We start from the raw sequence: 18,801 nt of genomic DNA on the forward strand, positions 1-18,801 counted from the left end.
CCCCGACCGGCCGTGCCCCCGCTGAGCTCGCCACCGAGATAGGCATCGTCGACCTGGACCCGGCCTTCGAGGACATAGCACGCCTCACGCAGGGTCATCGCCTGCATCAACTTGTGCTGGATAAGCCATGCCGTCGGGTAGCTGACCCCCAGGTGACGTTTGAGTGCGAGTGCAGACAACCCGGTCTTGGCCTGACTGAGGAGGTAGATCGCCAGGAACCACAGGCTCAGCGGCAACTTGGTGCCCTGCATTACCGTGCCGGCGATCAGCGAGGTCTGATGCCGGGTTGGAACTGGATTCGGTTCATGGACATGGATCGCCCCTCCATGAAGTCTGTTCATATATCCAGTGTAGGCGTTGCCGAGTACCTGTAGGGCTTCTGGCTGAGGCTCATTGCTAATCAGGATTCTTCTTGGATTGCTGGGTCTGACCAGCCGGCACAGCCAGCTGAATGTTTATTCCCTCAGTGCTGGATCTGCCAGGGATACCTTCCGGATTTGCTGTTCCAAGGGAATCATTGGGGACTCCTTCATTACCTTGGGGAGTTTTCCCATGGTTGAACTCGTCGTACAGCAAGTCATCGACTGCGCCCGGTCGCTGGCGCGTGAGTAGGGTTTTGCGGTCTGCATCGCGACCGCCACCTCATCGAGGTGCCACTGGTCGCCTCGGGCCAACGCAGTCGAGCGAAAATACCGCCGGGCAATGCCCAGACCAAAGGTCACCGACCAACGCCGTACCGTCTCATAGCTGCCGCCCTACAACCCGATCGAGCAGGCCTTCGCGAAGCTGAAGGCGCTGCTGTGCAAGGCCGCCGCCCGCACGATCGATATCGGCACATTGCTGGAGCGATTTCCGTCCACCGAACGCAAATGCTATACCTATTATTACGACTATGGCCGGTTAGGATGAAAACGCTCTAGACATCTTACAGATTGTGGAAAGGACATGAGCACTTTAGCATCTTGGAGATTCCCCATGCCGATGAACTAACCGCTGCACGCCAGGCTCTTGCTGCAGGGTGGCTCGTTTCATAGCTGGGATCGCCACATCTCCGTCAACCTGCCAACAACGTGACAGTACCCTCGGACATAGCCTTTCCGGATCAGGCCCTGTCCGCCTCCAGCCAGGACTGCAGCGCCTTAACCACCAGCCCGTGATCCTCCCACTGCGGCAGGCCTGACAGGGTCAGGGCCCCGATCAGTTCCCCGTTGCTTAGGCGTAGCGGAAAGCTGCCGCCGTGGGCCGCATACTCCCGCGCATCGATATGGGGCTGGGTTTCGAACTCCCGCCCCTTGCCGCGGTTGTACTCCCCCAGATACAGCGAGCTGTGCCCGTAGCGTAGCACTGTATTGCGCTTGCGCCGGATCCAGTCATGGTTGTCGGCACAGGAGCCCGGCAGGGCGGCGCTGAAGACAACTTGGCCATAGGCGTGGATCTCCAGAACGGCCGGAGCCTGGGTGGCGGCCGCGAGCCGATATAGCTGCTGGCCCAGTTGCCAGGCCGCGGCAAGATCGAAAGCGGGCAACTGCAAGTGCGCTTCCTGCTCCAGCAGTTCGGACGGGGTCATCGGGTCACCTCCAGGGTTCGGCCCTTTTGATGGCTGCGGCAGGCCAGTTCGATCAGCCGGATGCCCTGCAGGGCATCCGCGGGGCTGACCGGTGGCGGCAGGCGACGCTGTAGGGCCTGCACCAGTTGCTGGTAGAACAGCTGGTAATTGCCGGCCAAGGTCGTCAGCGTCCGGGTTTCCTGCTCCGAGTGGACGGTGCCATAGTGGCTTGCCGGTTCCAGCCCCCAGTCCGGGCCGCCCGGCAACTCGCCGGCACGCAGCGCATCCTCCTGGGGATCTAGCCCGGACTTATGGTAACTGCCCAGGGTGCCCTGCAGCACGAAACGCAGGGTGGGGGCGGCGCAGAACGGGCTCGAATGCAGCACCACCTCCTTGTCCGGATAATGCAGCTGCAGATGGAAGTAGTCGGTGGCCTCGGCGCCGCTGCGCAATTCGCGACAGCGGGCGCTGATCGCCTCGGGCAGACCGAACAGCACCAGCGCCTGATCGATCAGGTGGGGGCCGAGGTCGTAGAGAATGCCGCCGCCGGGGCCGGCCTGCTCGCGCCAGCGAGCCCTTGGCGTCGGGCGGAAGCGGTCGAAGTGAGACTCGAAATAGCGGATGCCTCCCAACTGCCCGGTGCGCAACAGGTGTTGCAGGGTCAGGAAGTCGCCATCGAAACGGCGGTTGTGATAGACCGCCAGAACCCGCTGCTGCCGAGCGGCTAGAGCCGTCAGCTCTTCGCCTTCCTGCGAGGTAACAACAAAGGGCTTCTCCACCAGCACATCCTTGCCGGCCAGCAAGGCTTGCCGGGCCAAGGAAAAGTGACTGTGGTTCGGCGAGGTGATGACCACCAGATCGGCATCGCTATTGGCGATCAGCTCGCTGCCATCCAGGTAATGCTGCAGCTGCGGATGATCCTGACGCAGCTGTTCCTGTGAGCTGCTGATGGCCACTAACTGCAGTTCCGTCTGGTTTTGAATAAAGGGCAGATGGAAGGTCCGGGCTGAGAGCCCGTAGCCGATAACCGCGGTCTTAATCAACAGAAGCCTCCAGTATGACAATCGGAATCTCGAGATCGGTGAGTGCCTGGTGCAGCGGCCCTGCGGGCAGTGCATCGCAGATCAGTAGATCCAGCCGAGCCAAGTCGCAGACCTGGTGCAACTGCTGCTGATCGAACTTGTCGCTGCCGCCGACTGCGATCAGATGCTCGGACTGGATGATCGCCCGGCGTTTCAGCGCGGCTTCGGCGGCCGTCGGGGCGCTCAGTCCGTGCTCGTTCAGGGCGCAGATCCCCATGACGGCGTGTTGCAGCCGGAACTGTCCCAACTGCCGTTCGGTTTCCGCTCCCAGCATCATGCGCTGCAGCGGATCGAACTCCCCGCCCAGGCCATGGAGGCTGAGCGCCGGGTTCTGGCTCAGCACCTGCAGCGCATCCAGCGCAGCGCTGACCAAGCTGAAGGGCCGGGGCTGTGCAGCCAGCTGTCGGGCCAATTCCAGCAGCGTGCTGCCACTGTCCAGATACAGGCTGGTGCCCGGCTGCAGCACCTCTAGGGTGCGCCGGGCGAGCGCTGTTTTGATTTCATTGCGCGGGCGCTGCAGAAAGGGCAGCGGCTCCACGGCAGGTTCGAGCAATCTTGCCCCGCCCCGAATGCGCTGAAAGCGGGACTGCTCAGTTAGTCTGATCAGATCCCGACGGGCCGAATCACGGGAAATGCCGAAGTGTTGGCAGATTTCGTCCAAGGTAATGCGCTGCTGCTGCTCCAGCAGTCCGGCAATGACATTGAGTCGCTCTTCCTGGGTTATGGTAATCACGTTAAGTTAATATAAGTTATTGTAAGTATTTATAAGCATATATTGATTGAGATGCCTTAGTCAAACGCTCCGAGTTCCAGCTATTTTAAGGTCTTTGTGTACCCCCGATAATCGATTGGGAGGACAAGGCGATGTGGGATGGTCCTGGCGTGGTTCGAGAAGCAGGCACCGGCCAGCGTCATGTCGCATCTGAGACTGGAGCGGGCGATGCCAGGCCGCTTGGGTCGACGAAGTGTTCGAGGTCCACCGGCAACGCCAGTATCCACGCGAGCTGCTGTTTTCCAGAGTGGTCGAGCCGATGTCGCAGGCCTTTTTGAGGCTACACCCTTCGCTGCATGCCGCCGCGCGCCAGATGGACAACCTGTCCGTCAGGCGGCCTGGCCGGTTTCATCGTGCGTCAGGGCGCCGGGTATCCGCGCATCGTTCATGAGGTACCCTGGCATGACCGGGCGGGGTGGAAACGGGACAGGTGCTCAAGCAGGACATCCGGCTGGATGATGGCCAGGCGCCCTGGCGCCGCATCGAGTTGCGCCTGGATCGGCCGACGGAGTCGGGCGAGTCCGTCCTTATCGCTCTGGAGCAACCTGCCCGCGACGATCGACGCCCGGCAGATTGCCGACCTGTACCGTCGGCGCTGGCATATCGAGGGGATGTTCCAGCGCCTGGAATCGGTCTTGCAGAGCGAGCTCCGCAGCCTGGGCCATCCCCGGGCGGCGCTGCTGGGATTTGCCGTGGCGGTGCTCAAGCGCAGCGTCGAACAGGCCCATCGCGAACGACTTCCCGAGGGCTGGGAGGCTTCCCCCCTACCACCTGGCGGTGCAGGTCAGAAGCCGTTACGAGGGGATGCTCGTCGCGTTACCGGCAGAGCACTGGCCCGCCTGGGCCGACGATTCGGCCAGCACACTGGCACAGCGCCTGTTGGAATTGGCGCGGCACATCAAGCCCAGCCAGGTGGCCACGAGCAAGCATGGCCCCAAGGTGAAAAAGACCAGCGAGTGGGTCGATGGCGCCACAGCCCGTGCTCATGTCTCCACCGACCGCCTCATCAAGGCCTCGAAAAGCAAAAGACCTTGATTAGCAATGATGCTCAGCCACCCCGAATCACCCGCAGGGGGTGTGGCGGGCAACGCGCGACTGCCACGAGGAGTCGCGCAGGCAGCGTGCGCAGATCGAATCGGCGGTTGAAACGGTAGGCGAATGCGCCCAGGTAGCGGGCCGCATACTTGCGGAAGTTGAAGGCGGGGTAGCTCCCGGCCAGGCTGGTCTTGAGATTGCCCAGGACCGTGTTGACCCACTGGAACTCGGGCAAGTCCCTGGGCTTGCGTCCAGCGATCACGGTTCGTTGATGCAGGCATCCGGCCGCGGTAACCGCCGCGAAACAAGTCAGTCCGTCGCAGAGCACGGTGCAGCCTGGGGCCAGGCAGGACCTGGCCCACTGCTCGATGGCCTTGAGACTGAAGCCCGGCACGGGCGTAAGCTGGGTGCGCAGAGGGCGACCATCATTCATGATGGCCTGCTCATATATTCAGTATAGGCGTTGCCGAGTACCTGTAGGACGTCTGGCTGAGTATCATTGCTAATCAGGAGGCGGGATAACCGGACGAGGCTCGCCGCTCTGCACCACATAGGCCACTTCGCTCTCGTCAACACCGCCCCTCCAGGGCCACGAAGTCACAAGTTAAGCCGGAAGGCCGACATCGGCGTGAAGTTAGCCCTGGCTACCGGCCACTGCCGGCTGACTATGGTGTAGTGGCCAAAGTTGCTACGCTCCAGTCCCTCAAGCGGAGAAGCCGCCGTCGATTAGCAGGCTGGCGCCAGTGATATAGCCGGCCTCTGGACTCGCCAGGTAGCTGACGAAACTCGCGACCTCGCTGACGTGACCGTAGCGCGGCAGCGCCATCAGTTGCTTGAGTGTTTCCGCGAACTCGCTGTCGGCGGGATTCATATCAGTATCTACTGGCCCCGGCTGCACGTTGTTGACCGTGATGCCGCGGGAGCCGAGGTCGCGTGCCAAGCCTTTGGTCAAGCCGACGATAGCGGATTTGCTCATGGCATATACTGCGCCGCCGGCGAAGGGCATGCGTTCGGCATTGGTGCTGCCGATATTGATGATGCGTCCGCCGCTGCCCATATGTCTGGCGGCAGCCTGGCTGGCGATCGCCACGCTGCGCACGTTGACGGCCAGGGTGCGGTCCAGGTCCTCGAGACTGAACTCCTCTATCGGTGCTACCGCCAGTACGCCGGCACTGTTGACCAGGATGTCGAGGCGACCGAAAGCCTCGACCGTCTTGTTCACCGCAGTGTGGATCGCCTCCGCGTTGGTGCTGTCGGCACGGATCGCCAAGGCCCGGCCACCGGCCGTTTCGATAGCCTGTACCACAGCCTCGGCGGCTTGTGGCGACTGGCTGTAGGTCAGGGCAACGGTGGCACCATCACGCGCCAGGCGCTGGGCGATGGCGGCGCCGATACCGCGGGAACCGCCTTGGACGAAGGCTACTTTATTGGCGAGGGGCTGGGCATTATTCATGATTGTCTCCGGGATGTGGATGGATTAGCAGTGAGTGTCCTCCCGGGCAGCGGCAATGATTAGTCCGTATTTTGAAGTTTCACTCGATACTGATGGTTTATAGTTCGGGCATGGACACCCTTAACTGCATTGCTTGTTTCGTACATAGCGCAAAAGCTGGCAGCTTCGCTGCAGCGGCCCGGCACCTGGGCCTGACACCCGCCGCAGTGGGCAAGAACGTGGCACGGCTGGAAGCCGAACTGGGGGTTCGGCTGTTTCAGCGCAGCACGCGCAGCCTGTCGCTGACCGAATCAGGGGAACAGTTTCTCTCCGAAGCAGCTGGTGGACTACACAGTCTGGAGGCGGCCATGGCCAACTTGGCCAATGCTCGAGGTCAACCGGCCGGTGTGCTGAGGGTGAGCATGGGCCAGTCTTTCGGTCGCCACCATGTTGTACCGCTGCTCGACGAGTTCCTGCGGCGCTATCCTGCTGTGCGGCCGGATTGGCATTTCGACGACAGACCGGTGGATCTGATCGTGGAAGGTTTCGATGCCGCGATTGGCGGGGGCTTCGAGCTACCCCCCAGGTTGGTGGCACGTACCCTGGCACCCGCCCACCGTGTATTGTTGGCGTCACCGGGCTACTTGGAGTGCCATGGCGAGCCGAACAGCCCGGCCCAACTGGGTGAGCACGAGGGTATCCTGATACGCTCGCCACAGACCGGGCGCATTCGCCCCTGGATGCTGCGTAACCGTCAGGGCCTGCCAGCCGCCATAGATCTCAGGCTGCGCATGAGCTTCAGTGATCCTGAGGCAGCCTGCCAGGCCGCGCAAATGGATCTGGGCATCACGCTGGTCAGCACGGCCCACGCCCTGCCCTATCTGGACAGTGGCCGTCTGTGCCGGGTGCTGCCCGACTGGTATGTGGACGCCGGCTTCATCTCCATCTACTTTGCCGCACAGAAGCTGCTGCCGCAGAAAACCCGGGTGTTCGTCGACTTCTTGGTCGAGCAGTTCCGTAGCCAAGGCCTGGATCAGCGCTTTTCCGCCCTATGAGCCTTCATATGTATATGTGCTCATCGAATCGCCACTGGATTGATATTGACTTGGATGGAGCCTACATAAAGCGGCTGTCCGAGAACGAATAAAAACTCCCATGCTTTGTCGCGCACCAGAGCGCGGCTGTCGATCAGCTCCAAGTTGTAGATACCGCGCTTGGCCAACATGAATTGGTTGACCGGGAACTCTTCATCCCCCGTGGGGTTGGGATAGACCTCCGAGGCCCAAGTATCACCGCCGAACGCAACGATGCCCTGGTCGGCCAGCCACTGGGCTGCCTCCATACCGATACCAGGCTCCATGGCGAGGAACTGTTTGTCGTCCTTGCCAATCAGCTCTAGCCAGCCGGTGTTGAACAGCACTACATCGCCCCTGCGCAGGGAGACGCCCTGTTTCTTCAGCACCGCCTCGATATCGGCAACAGTGAATTCGGTGCTGCCGGGCACGATGCTTTTTCCGTAGTGCGCAGTCATATCCAGCACCACGCCACGGGTGACCAACGGCGGCACCTTCTCGATACCGAGTTTCGTCACCCCTTCGACAGTGACGAAGTCGGCCGCTTTGTTGCCGTTGTAGTAGACGTTGTCGATGCCGATATGGCCGATGCCGTTGAGCTGGGTGCCGACGCCGGTCCAGGCCACCACCAGTTCGTCGTTGAAAGTGAACTTGTTAGGTCCCATGGTCAGCCCAGCCTGCTCGCCTGGCTGGACATTGTAGAGCTTGAAGCTACGGTGCCGAAAAGCCGGCAGGTCCTTGTTCACGGGAACGGCGAGGGGATAGGTTTTGCCGGTCTTCACCAACTCGACTGCTGCCTTTACTACATCCGGGGTGAGCAGATTGGCAGCACCGATTTCGTCGTTCGGGCCGTAGGCCGATGGATATCCGTCGGCCGCAACGGCGGCTTGGCTGGCCAGACCGATCATCGAGGCGAGCGTGAGGCGTTTAAGGTAATTCACAGATATGATTTCCATAGGCGGATCAGAGGCTAGCTTGAGCCAGCGTCGGGTAATCGGTAAAGCCTTTGGCATTGCCGCCGAACAGCGTTTCGCGATGATGCTCGGCCAATGCAGCGCCTACGCGCAGACGTTCTGGTAAGTCCGGGTTGGCCACGAACGGGCGGCCAAAGCCAATCAGATCAGCCCAACCCTCGCGCAGTGCATTGCGAGCACGCTCGGCGGTGTACTTGCCGGCATAGATCAGCACGCCGGGAAAGGCCGCGCGTAATTGCCGCTTGAAGGCCAATGGCATGTCTGGGGCGTCATCCCAGTCTGCTTCGGCGATGTGGATGTAGCCCACGCCGATCTTGCCAAGACGCCGTACGGCGCTGACATAGGTGGTCTCGGGGGCGGCGTCAACGCAGCCGTTGAGGGTGGTAAGAGGCGCGAGGCGAATGCCGACCCGTGCAGCATCGCCAGTGCCCTCGACGAGGGCGCGTGCGACCTCATCGAGGAAACGCAGCCGATTCTCCAACGACCCGCCATAGCGATCGATGCGTGTGTTGGCGTTGGAGTCGAGGAATTGGTTCACCAGGTACCCGTTGGCCGCATGCAACTCGACGCCATCGAAGCCTGCTGCCATGGCGTTACGTGCCGCCTGACGGAACTGGTTGACGATATCCTGGATTTCGTCGGTATCTAGGGCGCGCGGCATGGATGCCTGAACGAAACCGGGCTGGCCGTCATTGTCGATGAACACCTTGACACCCTCAGCTTGGATCGCAGAAGAGGACACCGGTGTGCGGCCGCTTAGTAAGCTGGTGTGGCTGAGTCGCCCGACGTGCCAGAGCTGGGCGAACATGTGCCCACCGGCAGCGTGTACCGCGTCGGTGACCTTGAGCCAGCCGGCGATCTGGGCCGGGGTGTAGATGCCAGGGGTCCACGCATAGCCCTTGCCCATCGGCGAAATCCAGGTGCCTTCGCTGACGATCAGACCGGCGCTTGCACGTTGTGCGTAATACTCCGCCATCAGATCGTTGGCCTCATCGCCGGGTTGACTGGCCCGTGAACGAGTCATTGGCGGCATAACGATACGGTTGGGCAGCTCCAGCCCGCCCAAGTGCAAGGGTTGAAAAAGTGGGTCGTCACTCATAATGTCAATCTTCCGGTGATTGCAGGTGGAAATGCGGCAGGACGCACTCGGCAATCTCATGCAAGGTCTCGTCGAGTGGGCGCTGGTTACAACGGAACTGCAGGCCTATGTGATCGACACCGATGGCCTTCAGCGTCGTCAACTCCTCAATCAGGGCATCGCGACCGGTACGGGCGCCGAAGTGGAAGCGCTGCAGGGGTTCGCTGCGGTTTTCGGCCAGATCCAGGTGGATGAAGCTGGCATAGGGCTTGTCGCCCGCCACTGCGCGCCAGGCAGCGACGCGGCGCTGGTGATCGGCGGGAGCCCCTGGATAGGCTAGGCAGCCATCCATGTGCGCGCCGATCCAGGCCGGCGTCTGCTGAGCCAACCCGGCCACCAGCAAGGGCAGTGGGGAGGGCGGTCTGGGCAGCAGCTCCAGGCCGTCCGGTAATCGCGAGCGGCCACCATCTTTCAGTGTCTCCACTTGTTGGCGGAACGCCTGGCCACGGTCTTCGAAGTCGCGGCCGAACAATGGGTACTCCACCGGCCGGTCGCCGCTGGCCACGCCCAGCAACAGGCGGTCGCCGCTGAGCCGCTGGACGCTGGATGCCGACTTGAGCGTCAGCAAAGCCTCGCGGATTGGCAGGACCACCGCAGCGGCTCCTAACAGAATGTCGCGGGTGATGCCGGAAAGGTAACCGAGGTAGGCAAACACCTCGAATACCTGCGCTGCGTCGCCGAACGCTGGGTCGTAAAGCGGCACGTCGCGCACCCATAGGGCGCGGAATCCGAGTCGGTCCGCCAACTGCGCCAGTTCGGCGTGGCGCTGAAGATCCGGCTCACCGGGCAAACGTCCACTCAGACGACGCGCTTGTTCGCCGCAGGATGTCCAGTCGTTATCCAGCGGAGCCTCGAGGCCAATGCTAAAGCCTCCGTAGAGCAAACGAGCGAGTGGCGTCACCATTGCTGCGCCCTTAGTCCCAGGCCGGAGCCAACCCATCCGGGCTGACCTCGCGACCGTTGCGCTCCAGTGCAGCGATCCGCACCATGTCCTCGTTGTCCAGCCGCAAGTTGCGTGCAAGCAGGTTACTGGCCAGATTCTCGCGCTTGGTGGAGGAGGGGATCACCGCGTAGCCCAGACACAGCGCCCATGCGAGGACCACTTGGGCCGACGTGGCTTGGTGCTTGCGGGCGATCTCACCGATCACTGGATCCTTGAGGACCTTGCCGTATGCCAGGGTCATGTAGGAGGTTACGCGAATGCCCTGCGACTGCAGGAACTCCACCAGATTACTGTTCTGCAGATAGGGGCTCAGCTCAATCTGGTTGGTAGCGATCGCTTCCTTACCGACCACCTCGATGGCCTGCCGGGTGAGCGCGATGTTGAAGTTGGAGACGCCGATCTGCCGGGTCAAGCCCTGCGCCTTAGCCTCCGCCAAGGCTGCCATGTACTCCTCCAATGACACGCCGTTACACGGTGCCGGCCAGTGGATAAGGGTGAGATCGACCCGGTCGATGTGGAGCTTGGCCAGGCTGTCCTTAAGACTCGGGATCAGCTTGTTCTGGGCGTACTTGTCGACCCAGATCTTGGTGGTGATGAACAGTTCGTCACGCGGTACGCCAGATGCAACGATGGCCTGGCCTACCTCGGCCTCGTTGGCGTAGATCTGCGCGGTATCGATGGCGCGGTAACCCAGTTCGAGTGCATTGCGGACCGAATCGATCACGGTCCGGCCCTGCAGGCGAAAGGTACCGACACCGAAATCAGGAAGATTCATGTATGTCTCCTTGGAGCGACTTGGATGAGGAGTCAGAAAAAGGAATCAAGCGTCTGCCAGTCGGGCTGCCATCCTTCTATCCAGCAGATACCAGGCCGAAGGCGGCCAGGCTCACTGGCGCAGTGCCCCTAGAGGACCAGTAATTTCGGAAAGCCGTTCAGGATGTCTGATAGTTCGGGTAATCGGTATAACCCTTGATGCCGCCGCCATAGCTGAGAGCCCGGTCCGGCTTGAGCAGCGGCCAGTCGTGGCGCAGGCGTTCGACCAAGTCGAGATTGGCGATGAAGGGCTCGCCGAAGGCGGCGAAGTCGATCAGCCCGTCTTCGAGGTGGCGCGAGGCCAGCTCCTTGGTCATGCCGCCGGCGAGGATCAGGGTGCCCCGGTAATGCTCGCGGAATTTGTGCAGAAAGCCGTCCGGAATGGGCGAGCTGCCCCGCGAGCGCTGGTCCATGAGGTGCATATAGGCGAGGTTGCGCCTGGTGAGTTCTTGGGCGAGATACAGGTAGGTTTCCTCGACATCCGCGTACAGGCCCATGTCGAACAGACCGCCATAGGGCGACAATCGTATCGCGGTGCGCTGCGCGCCGATCCGCTCGATGAGCGCATAGCCCTTGCCCATCGGCGAAATCCAGGCGTCCTCGCTGACGATCAGGCCGGCGCTTGCACGTTGTGCGTAACACTCTGCCATCAGTCCGTTGGCCTCATCGCCGGGTTGGCTGGCCCGTGAGCGAGTCATCGGCGACATGACGATGCGATTGGGCAGCTTCCTCGACTTCATGGTCCCGCGCCTGCAGGCGTTCATGAAGCCCCTGTGACCGGCTGCTGCGCTTCGAGCATCGCTTTCAGCCGCTTCAGGCCGGTGCGATAAAAGCTCTCGAGGTCTGTGGCTATCTCGACCTCGTTGGCCTTTTCGCTGCGAAAGCGGCTGGACCAAGTCGCCAGCGAGCAGCCCTCTCCATCGTCACAGACGGATATTCGGCCGAGATAGTCGGATACGGGGAGTGGGCCTTCGAGCAGGGCATAGTTGTAATGGCGCTCGCTCTCGCTGAACTCCAGCAGGCGCTCGATGATAACCATCCCGTCGGCCATTTCCAGATAACGCAGGCGCCCGCCGTCGTCGAGCCGGCTGCTGGCGATGGAGTCGACCCAGCGGGGCAGAAGGTCGAATCCGCCGAGGAGCAACCAGACCTGTTCAGCTGGGCAGGCGATGCTTATGGAAACGCTGACATCGATCGCTTTCAATTTTCGATTCCTTTTTGGACGAAGATCGCGGGATCTCCGGAAAGGGTCGGGCCAGTGTGGCCAGCCACGATACCGGCTCGGCTCAGAAGGTGCCGGGATAATGGCCGCCGTCGAGCAACAGATTCTGGCCGGTCATGTAGCCGGCGTGGACGCTGCAGAGAAAGGCGCAGAAGGCGCCGAACTCGTCGGAGGACCCGAAGCGGCCAGCCGGAATGCCCCGGCGGCGCTGCTCGCCAATGGCCTCGGGGCTTTGCGCCGAGGCTTGAGCGGTGGTGCTCAGAGTCTGGCGCAAGCGCTCGGTGTCGAAGGCCCCGGGCAGCAGGTTGTTGAGCGTCACGTTGCGTCCGGCCAGGTTGGGCTGGCGGGCCAGGCCGGCGACGAAGCCGGTCAGACCGCTGCGCGCACCGTTAGAGAGGCCGAGGATGTCGATCGGCGCCTTCACCGCCGCCGAGGTAATGTTCACCACCCGGCCGAAGCCGCGTGCGGCCATACCGTCCACCGTGGCCCGAATCAGTTCGATCGGCGTGAGCATGTTGGCCTCCACGGCCCGCAGCCAGTCTTCGCGAGTCCAGTCGCGGAAGTCACCCGGCGGCGGCCCACCGGCATTGTTGACCAGAATATCGACCTGTGGGCAGGCATCCAGCGCGGCCCGGCGCACCTCGTTGCGGCCGATGTCGCCGGCCACGCTGCGCACCTTGATCGCCGGATTCAGGGCGCGCAGTTCCGCCGCCGTCGCCTCCAGCGCCTCGCTGCCGCGAGCATTGACGACCAGGTTCACCCCTTCTCTGGCCAAGGCCATCGCGCAGCCCTTGCCGAGTCCTTTGCTGGAAGCGCAGACCAGCGCCCAGCGTCCGGCGATACCGAGATCCATAGCGATTTTCCTCTTACAGCTCATGTTGTGGTGGTCGGCGCAGCTTGCAACTGCGTGACCGCTCCCGCCTTTGAGCGCCCGCAGGGGATTTGGCAAGGCATCGAAAGCGAAGACACGGCGATCCGGAGCCAACAGGCTGCCGTCGGCCAACGCCTGCAGCAACCGTTCCCCGGCCTGGCGCAGCTCCTGCCGGTCGATGCGGCCGCCATGTGTGTGAACGCTGCTCAGCGCGACCTCGTGCACATCAACAACGTGACAGTACCTCGCCAAATGCCTGGCGTGCAGCGGTTAGTTCATCGGCATGGGGAATCTCCAGGTCCATGCTCGGACATGGCCGAAAGCCTGCTCGTAACTGGCCATATGCTAGCTCCGGTAACGGTCCAGCCAGTGGGCATAGGGCGCCGGCAGTGTCCAGGACGGACGTTCGATACCCAGCTCTTGGGCCGCGGCATACGGCCAGTGCGGGTCGGCCAGGTGGGCGCGGCCGATCATGGCCAGGTCCAGCTGGCCTTCCTTGACGGCCCGCTCGGCGACCTGCGGGGTGCCGAAGCCCCAGGCCGACGCCACCGGGATGCCCACCTCGCGGCGTACCCGCTCGGCGATCGGTCCCATGAAGCCGGGTGCCCAGGGAATGTTGGTATCCGCGATGGTGAAACCGATGCTGACGCTCAGCAGGTCCAGGCCGGTTTCCTTGAAGCGCCGGGCCAGTTCGATGGATTCGGCGAAGGTCTGCTCGTCCCGGCCATCGAACTCGATCACCCCGAAGCGGGCAGTCAGCGGCAGATGTTCCGGCCACACCTCGCGGACTGCCGCGAGGGTCTCCAGCAGGAAGCGGCAGCGCTTGTCGAAGCTGCCGCCGTAGGCATCGGTACGCCGGTTGGAATGCTCGGAGAAGAAGCTCTGGGCCAGGTAGCCGTGGGCGAAATGCAGCTCCAGCCACTCGAAGCCGGCGTCGCGCGCCCGGCACGCCGCGGCGACGAAATCGTCCCGCACCCGGGCGATGTCCTCCAGGGTCATGGCCCTGGGCACGTTCGGCAGGTGGTGGCCGAAGGGAATGGCCGAGGGGGCGATGGTCTGCCAGCCGCGCGGATCGCCCTCGGCGATGTGGTCGTCGCCTTCCCAGGGACGGTTGGCGCTGGCCTTGCGACCGGCGTGGGCGATCTGGATGCCGGGCACGGCCCCCTCGGCCTTGATGGCCTGGACCACCGGCACGAAGGCCTGGGCCAGTTGGTCGTTCCAGATCCCGGGGCAGCCGGGGGAGATGCGGCCCTCCGGCGAGACGGCGGTGGCCTCGACGATCACCAGCCCCGCACCCCCCCTGGCGATGCCGGCGTAATGCACTTTGTGCCACTCGTTGATCAGACCGTCGTTGGCCATGTACACGCACATGGGCGGAACGGCGATACGGTTGCGCAGGGTGACATCCTTCAGCGTGTACGGCTGGAACAGAGCGGACATGGAGCTTCCTCGTGCGGTGAGATTGAATTCTGTAGTTCGATGATATTCGAACTATGGATGACGGGCAATCCCTCCGGTATGATTCCGCCATGCGACCCTTCAAGCACCCCACCGCCAGCGAATTCGTCCTCGAGCGCGTTCTCTACGCCCTGAGCGATCCGGTGCGCCTGGAGATCGTCCGCCGCCTCGCCGCGCTGGGCGAGGCCAGTTGCAGCGAACTCGACGGCGGCCGTCCGAAGTCGAGCGTCTCCCACCATTTCCGCGTGCTGCGCGATGCGGGCCTGGTCTGCACCCGCAGCGTCGGGACGACCCATATCAACTCGCTGCGCAGCGAGGAGATGAACGCGCGCTTCCCGGGTTTGCTCGAGGCGATCCTGTCGCAGCGCGAGTGAATCGCGCCTTGCGCAAGGCATGGCTCGGCATTGTCATGCTTGTTGGGGTAGAACAAGCAGTCGTGTCACCAGCCGCCATCTGACGGAATGCCTGCATTGGCGGGTGCTGTCGCCAAACTGCTTCGCACAACAGCTCCTGGCAATTCGCCGACGGTATCTCAACAACGTGACAGTACCGCACCGAGCTCGTTCACACCCAGCGAGTCGGGAGTCTGACTCCAGTCGTTCAAGAGCGACAGCCAATGGTGGGGACATCCCGTGCGATGTCCGGCGCGCTTTCCGCGGAGTCTTGCCCTACTTGCCTGTCGGACGGGTCATGTGGAAGCGCTGGCGCTCTTCGACCATGAAGTAATCCGCAGGACCGCCCCCGCGCAGGATCGGTTGGGCGGCAACGGTGTCGTACACCCCCTGGTCGAGCAATGCCTTGTCGATGTGCACGGTCACCACCTCTCCCAGGACCAGCCAGGTGTCGATGGCCAAGCCCCGAGCGTCCTTGAGCTGCAGCAGCTCCGTCAGGCGACACTCGAAGGAAACCGGACTTTCCAACACCCGGGGCGCTCGGACAAGGCGTGAGGGGGCGTGGGTCAGGCCGGCCAGCTCGAATTCGTCCACCTCGGGGGAGACCGGCGCCGCGCTAGCATTCATCGCCTCGGCCAGCGGCCGGGTGGCGAGGTTCCAGACGAATTCGCGAGTGGCCTCGATGTTACGGACGCTATCCTTCCAGCCGATACTGGCAAAGCCGATGATCGGTGGCGTGTAGTTGAAGGCATTGAAGAAGCTGTACGGAGCGAGGTTGCCGGTACCGTCGATGCCCAGGGAAGAAATCCAGCCGATCGGCCTGGGACCGACGATGGCATTGAGCGGGTCATGCTTCAGGCCATGGCCATGCTGGGGTTCGTAGACGTGGAAATCACTCATCTTTGCCTCTGTCTTTGGAGTCTTGCCGGGATTGTCAGGATGGATTGGCACGACGCTCGTTCCTGCGGGCGAGTCGCTCCCTGCCGACGAGTTGCAGCGCGACGGCCGCCGCCGAGAATGTCAGTCCCAGTAAAGTGACCGCCGTCCAGCCGCCGGAATGCCAGGCCGCCAGCGCCGCCGCCGAGCCGGTCGCCCCGCCCAGGAACATACCGCCCATGAACAGGGTGTTGAGCCGCGAGCGGGCCTCGGGTCTCAGTTGATAGATCAGATGCTGGTTCGATACGAGCGCACTCTGCATACCGAAATCCAGGAGCGTGACGCCGACCACCAGCCCGGCCAGCGTTTCCCAGACTCCGAAGACCGCCCATGCGCCCAGGGCAGTGCCCGCCCCCAGCAGCACGATGGCATGCGCTCCCACCCGGTCGGCGAAACGTCCGGCCAGCGGCGCAGCCAGGACGCCCACCGCACCGATGATGCCGAACAGTCCCGCGATATCCGCTCCCATTCCAAAAGCCGGGCTGGCCAGGTGGAACGCCAGGATCGTCCAGAAGGCACTGAACCCGGCGAAGAGCAGCGCCTGGGTCAGGGCGGCCCGGCGCAACTCAGGCAACTCCCGCCAAAGCGTGAGCAGGGATGCCAGCAGGCTGCCGTAGCCCATCCCTCCCCTCTCCCCGGCGCGACTTCGCGGCAGCACCCGCATCATCAGCCCGCCCGCCGCCAGCGCGATCGGCAGCGCCAGCCAGAACATCGCCCGCCAGCCCTCATGCGTGGCAACAAAACCGGCCAGGGTCCGACTGAACAGGATGCCGCACAGCAGTCCGGACATGACCATGCCGACAGTGGCGCCGCGTTTTTCCGGCGCGGCGAGATGGGCAGCGAAGGGGACGATCTGCTGGGCCACCGTCGCGCTCATGCCCACGATCAGCGAGGCCAGCAGCAGCACGCCGCTGCCGGGAGCGCTGGCGGCCATCGCCAAGGCGGCGGCCAGCGCAAGGAACTGCAAGGCGATCAGTTGACGCCGCTCGAGCACATCCCCCAGCGGAACGAGCAGGAAAAGGCCAGCCGCGTAGCCCAGCTGGGTGGCTGTGGGTATCAGGGCCACCGAATGCGCGGTGGAAAAATCTTGGCTGATGATCCCCAGCATGGGCTGGTTGTAATAGAGGTTGGCCACCGCGCAGCCTGCCGCCGTCGCCATGGCCCAGATAAGGGCACGCCCGGGTCCGGGGTTGACCGGCGTATCGCCGTTGCTTTCGTCTGTGCATTTCGTCATTGCGCTGCTCCATCCGGGCCATCGCTCGGCTTCGACCGACGACCCGATCCGATTCCACGTGTGGACTCCATTCTGCACAGGCACGGGTTGCAGCCCCACCGACATTCATGCACATTGCCCGTTCATTTCTGTTCGGGTATTTCGATGGACTGGAGCAATATCCGCATCTTCCTGGCGGTGGTGCGCACGGGCACCCTCGGCGGAGCGGGTCGTACGCTCAGGCTCAGCCATCCGACGATAGGCCGCCGGCTGCGGGCGCTGGAGGAGGACACCGGTCAGACACTGTTCCAGCGTACCAGCGACGGCTTCGTGCTCACCGATGCAGGCGAGACGATCCTGGCGCTGGCCGAGCGGATGGAGGAAAGCGCCCTGGCCATGGAGCGGCTGCTGGCCGGCGAAGGCGACCAGCTCGACGGCATGCTGCGGATCTCCTCGGCCGACTGGTTCGGCACCTACGTCCTGCCGCCGGTGCTCGCCCGCTTTTCGCTCAGCTATCCCAAGGTGGTGGTCGAACTGGTGACCGGCGCGCGCCTGTTCGATCTCTCGCGTCGCGAGGCGGATGTGGTCTTTCGCATCGTGCCGTTCGATCAGCCCGATATCGTGCAAAGACGCCTGCTGAGCATGCAGTACGGCGTCTATGCCGCTTCGTCCGCGCCCGACCCGCTGACCAACGACGGGAGCGGATCGATGCTGATCACCATGAGTACGGACATGAACGGCTTCCCGGACCTCGCCTGGTTGCAGCGAATGCTACCGAACGCCCGGATCGCCCTGCGCAGCAACAACCGCAGCGTGCAGGCACACATGTGCGCGCTCGGCATCGGGCTTGCCGTGCTGCCGCGCCCGGTTGGCGACCAGGTACCGGGATTGCGTCTCGTGGACCTGGGCGAGCCGCCCCCGGCACGGGACATCTGGCTGGGCTATCACCGCGACCTGCGCCGTCTGGCCCGCTTGCGCGCGCTGATCGATGTCGCGGTCGATGTGCTGGGAGAATGAGACATGGACGGACCATGGCCGAACATTCATGAACGGAGCCTGTCCACAATCGTCAGTTTTCCGGGAGCTTGAGGCGGGTGATGCTGAGTTCACTCCACCCCTGAACCAACGGAAATTCTCGATGCTCGTCCCTCGCTCGTTGCACCTTGCCGCTCCCTTCGTCATCGCTGCCGTGCTATGTACCAGCGCCGCCACCGCAGTCGCCGCCGAGCCGTCACAGACTCCAGCGGACGCCGGCTTCCAGCGCATGAAACTGGGCGAATTCACGATCATCGCCCTGGCGGATGGTGAGTTCCCCTTGCCCACCGACCAACTGCTGAACGAGAACCAGCCCGGGCAGGTGGAGCGCCTCCTCAGGCACGCCGGCCTGCCCACCGCAGTGCCAACGGCGATCAACGCCTTCCTGATCGACACCGGCGCCAGACAAGTGCTGGTCGATGCCGGCTCGGGCGCCCTGCTGGGACTGGGCCTGGGCAAGCTGCAGGAAAATCTGCGTGCGGCCGGGTATGCCCCCGAACAGATCGACGAGGTGCTGCTGACACACCTCCACCCCGACCATTTGTAACCGCTCCATAAACCCTACCTTCGAAACCGCGCCCTGAGATCTGATGCTGAGCTCCCGATTCCTTCTGGAACTTGCCCCGCATGATGCGTCCCGCCCCCAACGTCAAAGCTGTTTACCTCTACCCCAAGCCGGTCGATTTCCGTAAATCCATCAATGGCCTGGCAGCCCTGGTCGAGTTGGATATCAAGGTCGCGGTGTTCGACCCTGTGTTGTTCGTCTTCCTCAATCGCACACGCAACCAAGTGAAAATTCTGTACTGGCATCGCAACGGCTTCTGTCTGTGGCTCAAGCGCCTGGAGGCCGAGCGGTTCAAGACCAA

At 63.1% G+C, this 18,801-nt stretch carries 19 protein-coding genes and 4 pseudogenes; 6 read left to right on the forward strand and 17 right to left on the reverse strand.

All coding sequences use genetic code 11. The features are described 5' to 3' along the window. The 5 genes and pseudogenes from BMY22_RS19405 to BMY22_RS25030 form a co-directional block, all read right to left on the reverse strand. A pseudogene (locus BMY22_RS19405) lies at nt 1-284 on the reverse strand (IS1595 family transposase); the annotation flags it as partial. A gap of 818 nt (nt 285-1,102) precedes the next feature. Further along, nucleotides 1,103-1,567: a heme-degrading domain-containing protein gene (locus BMY22_RS19415; RefSeq protein WP_090624790.1), complete on the reverse strand. Its 465-nt coding sequence runs from the start codon at nt 1,565-1,567 to the stop codon at nt 1,103-1,105. Then, complete coding sequence (locus tag BMY22_RS19420) at nt 1,564-2,610, reverse strand: oxidoreductase (RefSeq protein WP_341865014.1); 1,047 nt, start codon at nt 2,608-2,610, stop codon at nt 1,564-1,566. Before BMY22_RS19420 ends, BMY22_RS19415 begins: the two co-directional genes overlap by 4 nt. Continuing rightward, nucleotides 2,582-3,181: a DeoR/GlpR family DNA-binding transcription regulator gene (locus BMY22_RS19425; protein ID WP_244158930.1), complete on the reverse strand. Its 600-nt coding sequence runs from the start codon at nt 3,179-3,181 to the stop codon at nt 2,582-2,584. The genes BMY22_RS19420 and BMY22_RS19425 overlap by 29 nt, the downstream gene beginning before the upstream one ends. Nucleotides 3,182-3,184: 3 nt before the next feature. After that, nucleotides 3,185-3,361, reverse strand: a pseudogene (locus BMY22_RS25030) (DUF977 family protein); the annotation flags it as partial. A gap of 386 nt (nt 3,362-3,747) precedes the next feature. Here BMY22_RS25030 and BMY22_RS19430 point away from each other — a divergent pair. Continuing rightward, nucleotides 3,748-4,435: pseudogene (locus BMY22_RS19430) on the forward strand (transposase); the annotation flags it as partial. On the opposite strand, the pseudogene BMY22_RS19435 reads toward BMY22_RS19430, so the two are convergent. Both BMY22_RS19435 and BMY22_RS19440 read right to left on the reverse strand, forming a co-directional pair. Then, nucleotides 4,436-4,859: pseudogene (locus tag BMY22_RS19435) on the reverse strand (transposase); the annotation flags it as partial. 279 nt (nt 4,860-5,138) lie between these two features. After that, a complete protein-coding gene (locus BMY22_RS19440) occupies nt 5,139-5,888 on the reverse strand; it encodes a 3-oxoacyl-ACP reductase family protein (protein WP_090624795.1) in 750 nt (249 codons plus the stop codon). Between the two features lie 110 nt (nt 5,889-5,998). Here BMY22_RS19440 and BMY22_RS19445 point away from each other — a divergent pair, with 110 nt between their 5' ends. Beyond that, nucleotides 5,999-6,922, forward strand: coding sequence for a LysR family transcriptional regulator (locus BMY22_RS19445; RefSeq protein ID WP_090624820.1), 924 nt, complete (start codon nt 5,999-6,001; stop codon nt 6,920-6,922). 20 nt (nt 6,923-6,942) lie between these two features. On the opposite strand, the gene BMY22_RS19450 is transcribed toward BMY22_RS19445, so the two are convergent. The 8 genes from BMY22_RS19450 to BMY22_RS19485 form a co-directional block, all read right to left on the reverse strand. After that, nucleotides 6,943-7,848 carry a cyclase family protein gene (locus BMY22_RS19450; RefSeq protein ID WP_244158931.1) on the reverse strand — a complete coding sequence of 302 codons (906 nt, stop codon included), beginning with the start codon at nt 7,846-7,848 and terminating at the stop codon, nt 6,943-6,945. A 55-nt stretch (nt 7,849-7,903) separates the two neighbouring features. Next, a complete protein-coding gene (locus BMY22_RS19455) occupies nt 7,904-9,013 on the reverse strand; it encodes an alkene reductase (RefSeq protein ID WP_090624799.1) in 1,110 nt (369 codons plus the stop codon). A gap of 4 nt (nt 9,014-9,017) precedes the next feature. Continuing rightward, nucleotides 9,018-9,956 carry a TIGR03571 family LLM class oxidoreductase gene (locus BMY22_RS19460; protein ID WP_090624801.1) on the reverse strand — a complete coding sequence of 313 codons (939 nt, stop codon included), beginning with the start codon at nt 9,954-9,956 and terminating at the stop codon, nt 9,018-9,020. A gap of 10 nt (nt 9,957-9,966) precedes the next feature. Beyond that, nucleotides 9,967-10,770, reverse strand: a complete 804-nt coding sequence (gene dkgB, locus BMY22_RS19465; RefSeq protein ID WP_090624803.1) for a 2,5-didehydrogluconate reductase DkgB — start codon at nt 10,768-10,770, stop codon at nt 9,967-9,969. Nucleotides 10,771-10,927: 157 nt separating this feature from the next. After that, a complete protein-coding gene (locus tag BMY22_RS19470) occupies nt 10,928-11,548 on the reverse strand; it encodes an oxidoreductase (RefSeq protein ID WP_244158926.1) in 621 nt (206 codons plus the stop codon). Nucleotides 11,549-11,568: 20 nt separating this feature from the next. Then, nucleotides 11,569-12,012, reverse strand: a complete 444-nt coding sequence (locus tag BMY22_RS19475; protein ID WP_244158927.1) for an SRPBCC family protein — start codon at nt 12,010-12,012, stop codon at nt 11,569-11,571. A gap of 82 nt (nt 12,013-12,094) precedes the next feature. Next, nucleotides 12,095-12,883, reverse strand: coding sequence for an SDR family oxidoreductase (locus BMY22_RS19480; RefSeq protein WP_090624807.1), 789 nt, complete (start codon nt 12,881-12,883; stop codon nt 12,095-12,097). A gap of 363 nt (nt 12,884-13,246) precedes the next feature. Further along, complete coding sequence (locus tag BMY22_RS19485; protein WP_090624809.1) at nt 13,247-14,341, reverse strand: NADH:flavin oxidoreductase/NADH oxidase; 1,095 nt, start codon at nt 14,339-14,341, stop codon at nt 13,247-13,249. 89 nt (nt 14,342-14,430) lie between these two features. Here BMY22_RS19485 and BMY22_RS19490 point away from each other — a divergent pair, with 89 nt between their 5' ends. Beyond that, on the forward strand, nt 14,431-14,733 hold the full coding sequence (locus tag BMY22_RS19490) for an ArsR/SmtB family transcription factor (RefSeq protein ID WP_090624811.1): 303 nt from the start codon (nt 14,431-14,433) through the stop codon (nt 14,731-14,733). Nucleotides 14,734-15,027: 294 nt separating this feature from the next. On the opposite strand, the gene BMY22_RS19495 is transcribed toward BMY22_RS19490, so the two are convergent. Both BMY22_RS19495 and BMY22_RS19500 read right to left on the reverse strand, forming a co-directional pair. After that, the gene (locus BMY22_RS19495) at nt 15,028-15,651 is read right to left on the reverse strand and encodes a flavin reductase family protein (protein WP_090624813.1); all 624 of its coding nucleotides are present in this window, start codon (nt 15,649-15,651) and stop codon (nt 15,028-15,030) included. 34 nt (nt 15,652-15,685) lie between these two features. After that, a complete protein-coding gene (locus BMY22_RS19500) occupies nt 15,686-16,921 on the reverse strand; it encodes an MFS transporter (RefSeq protein ID WP_244158928.1) in 1,236 nt (411 codons plus the stop codon). A 144-nt stretch (nt 16,922-17,065) separates the two neighbouring features. Here BMY22_RS19500 and BMY22_RS19505 point away from each other — a divergent pair, with 144 nt between their 5' ends. From BMY22_RS19505 to tnpB, 3 genes are all read left to right on the forward strand, one after another. Then, nucleotides 17,066-17,917 (forward strand): LysR family transcriptional regulator, encoded by an 852-nt coding sequence (locus tag BMY22_RS19505; protein WP_090624814.1) that lies wholly within the window; start codon nt 17,066-17,068, stop codon nt 17,915-17,917. A gap of 121 nt (nt 17,918-18,038) precedes the next feature. Next, nucleotides 18,039-18,482 carry an MBL fold metallo-hydrolase gene (locus tag BMY22_RS19510; RefSeq protein WP_167363777.1) on the forward strand — a complete coding sequence of 148 codons (444 nt, stop codon included), beginning with the start codon at nt 18,039-18,041 and terminating at the stop codon, nt 18,480-18,482. Between the two features lie 80 nt (nt 18,483-18,562). Continuing rightward, a partial coding sequence (gene tnpB, locus BMY22_RS19515) for an IS66 family insertion sequence element accessory protein TnpB (RefSeq protein WP_244158929.1) occupies nt 18,563-18,801 on the forward strand: 239 nt, incomplete at its 3' end.

This window comes from Azotobacter beijerinckii, from assembly GCF_900110885.1.
GTDB classification, from domain to species: Bacteria; Pseudomonadota; Gammaproteobacteria; order Pseudomonadales; family Pseudomonadaceae; genus Azotobacter; species Azotobacter beijerinckii.

Excerpts from the sequence above, each read along its gene's own strand:
- BMY22_RS19415 (WP_090624790.1), bottom strand. The coding sequence starts at position 1,567 with ATGACCCCGTCCGAACTGCTGGAGCAGGAAGCGCACTTGCAGTTGCCC.
- BMY22_RS19440 (WP_090624795.1), bottom strand. The coding sequence starts at position 5,888 with ATGAATAATGCCCAGCCCCTCGCCAATAAAGTAGCCTTCGTCCAAGGC.
- BMY22_RS19445 (WP_090624820.1), top strand. The coding sequence starts at position 5,999 with ATGGACACCCTTAACTGCATTGCTTGTTTCGTACATAGCGCAAAAGCT.
- BMY22_RS19450 (WP_244158931.1), bottom strand. The coding sequence starts at position 7,848 with ATGATCGGTCTGGCCAGCCAAGCCGCCGTTGCGGCCGACGGATATCCA.
- BMY22_RS19455 (WP_090624799.1), bottom strand. The coding sequence starts at position 9,013 with ATGAGTGACGACCCACTTTTTCAACCCTTGCACTTGGGCGGGCTGGAG.
- BMY22_RS19460 (WP_090624801.1), bottom strand. The coding sequence starts at position 9,956 with ATGGTGACGCCACTCGCTCGTTTGCTCTACGGAGGCTTTAGCATTGGC.
- dkgB (WP_090624803.1), bottom strand. The coding sequence starts at position 10,770 with ATGAATCTTCCTGATTTCGGTGTCGGTACCTTTCGCCTGCAGGGCCGG.
- BMY22_RS19470 (WP_244158926.1), bottom strand. The coding sequence starts at position 11,548 with ATGAAGTCGAGGAAGCTGCCCAATCGCATCGTCATGTCGCCGATGACT.
- BMY22_RS19480 (WP_090624807.1), bottom strand. The coding sequence starts at position 12,883 with ATGGATCTCGGTATCGCCGGACGCTGGGCGCTGGTCTGCGCTTCCAGC.
- BMY22_RS19485 (WP_090624809.1), bottom strand. The coding sequence starts at position 14,341 with ATGTCCGCTCTGTTCCAGCCGTACACGCTGAAGGATGTCACCCTGCGC.
- BMY22_RS19490 (WP_090624811.1), top strand. The coding sequence starts at position 14,431 with ATGCGACCCTTCAAGCACCCCACCGCCAGCGAATTCGTCCTCGAGCGC.
- BMY22_RS19495 (WP_090624813.1), bottom strand. The coding sequence starts at position 15,651 with ATGAGTGATTTCCACGTCTACGAACCCCAGCATGGCCATGGCCTGAAG.
- BMY22_RS19500 (WP_244158928.1), bottom strand. The coding sequence starts at position 16,921 with ATGACGAAATGCACAGACGAAAGCAACGGCGATACGCCGGTCAACCCC.
- BMY22_RS19505 (WP_090624814.1), top strand. The coding sequence starts at position 17,066 with ATGGACTGGAGCAATATCCGCATCTTCCTGGCGGTGGTGCGCACGGGC.
- BMY22_RS19510 (WP_167363777.1), top strand. The coding sequence starts at position 18,039 with ATGCTCGTCCCTCGCTCGTTGCACCTTGCCGCTCCCTTCGTCATCGCT.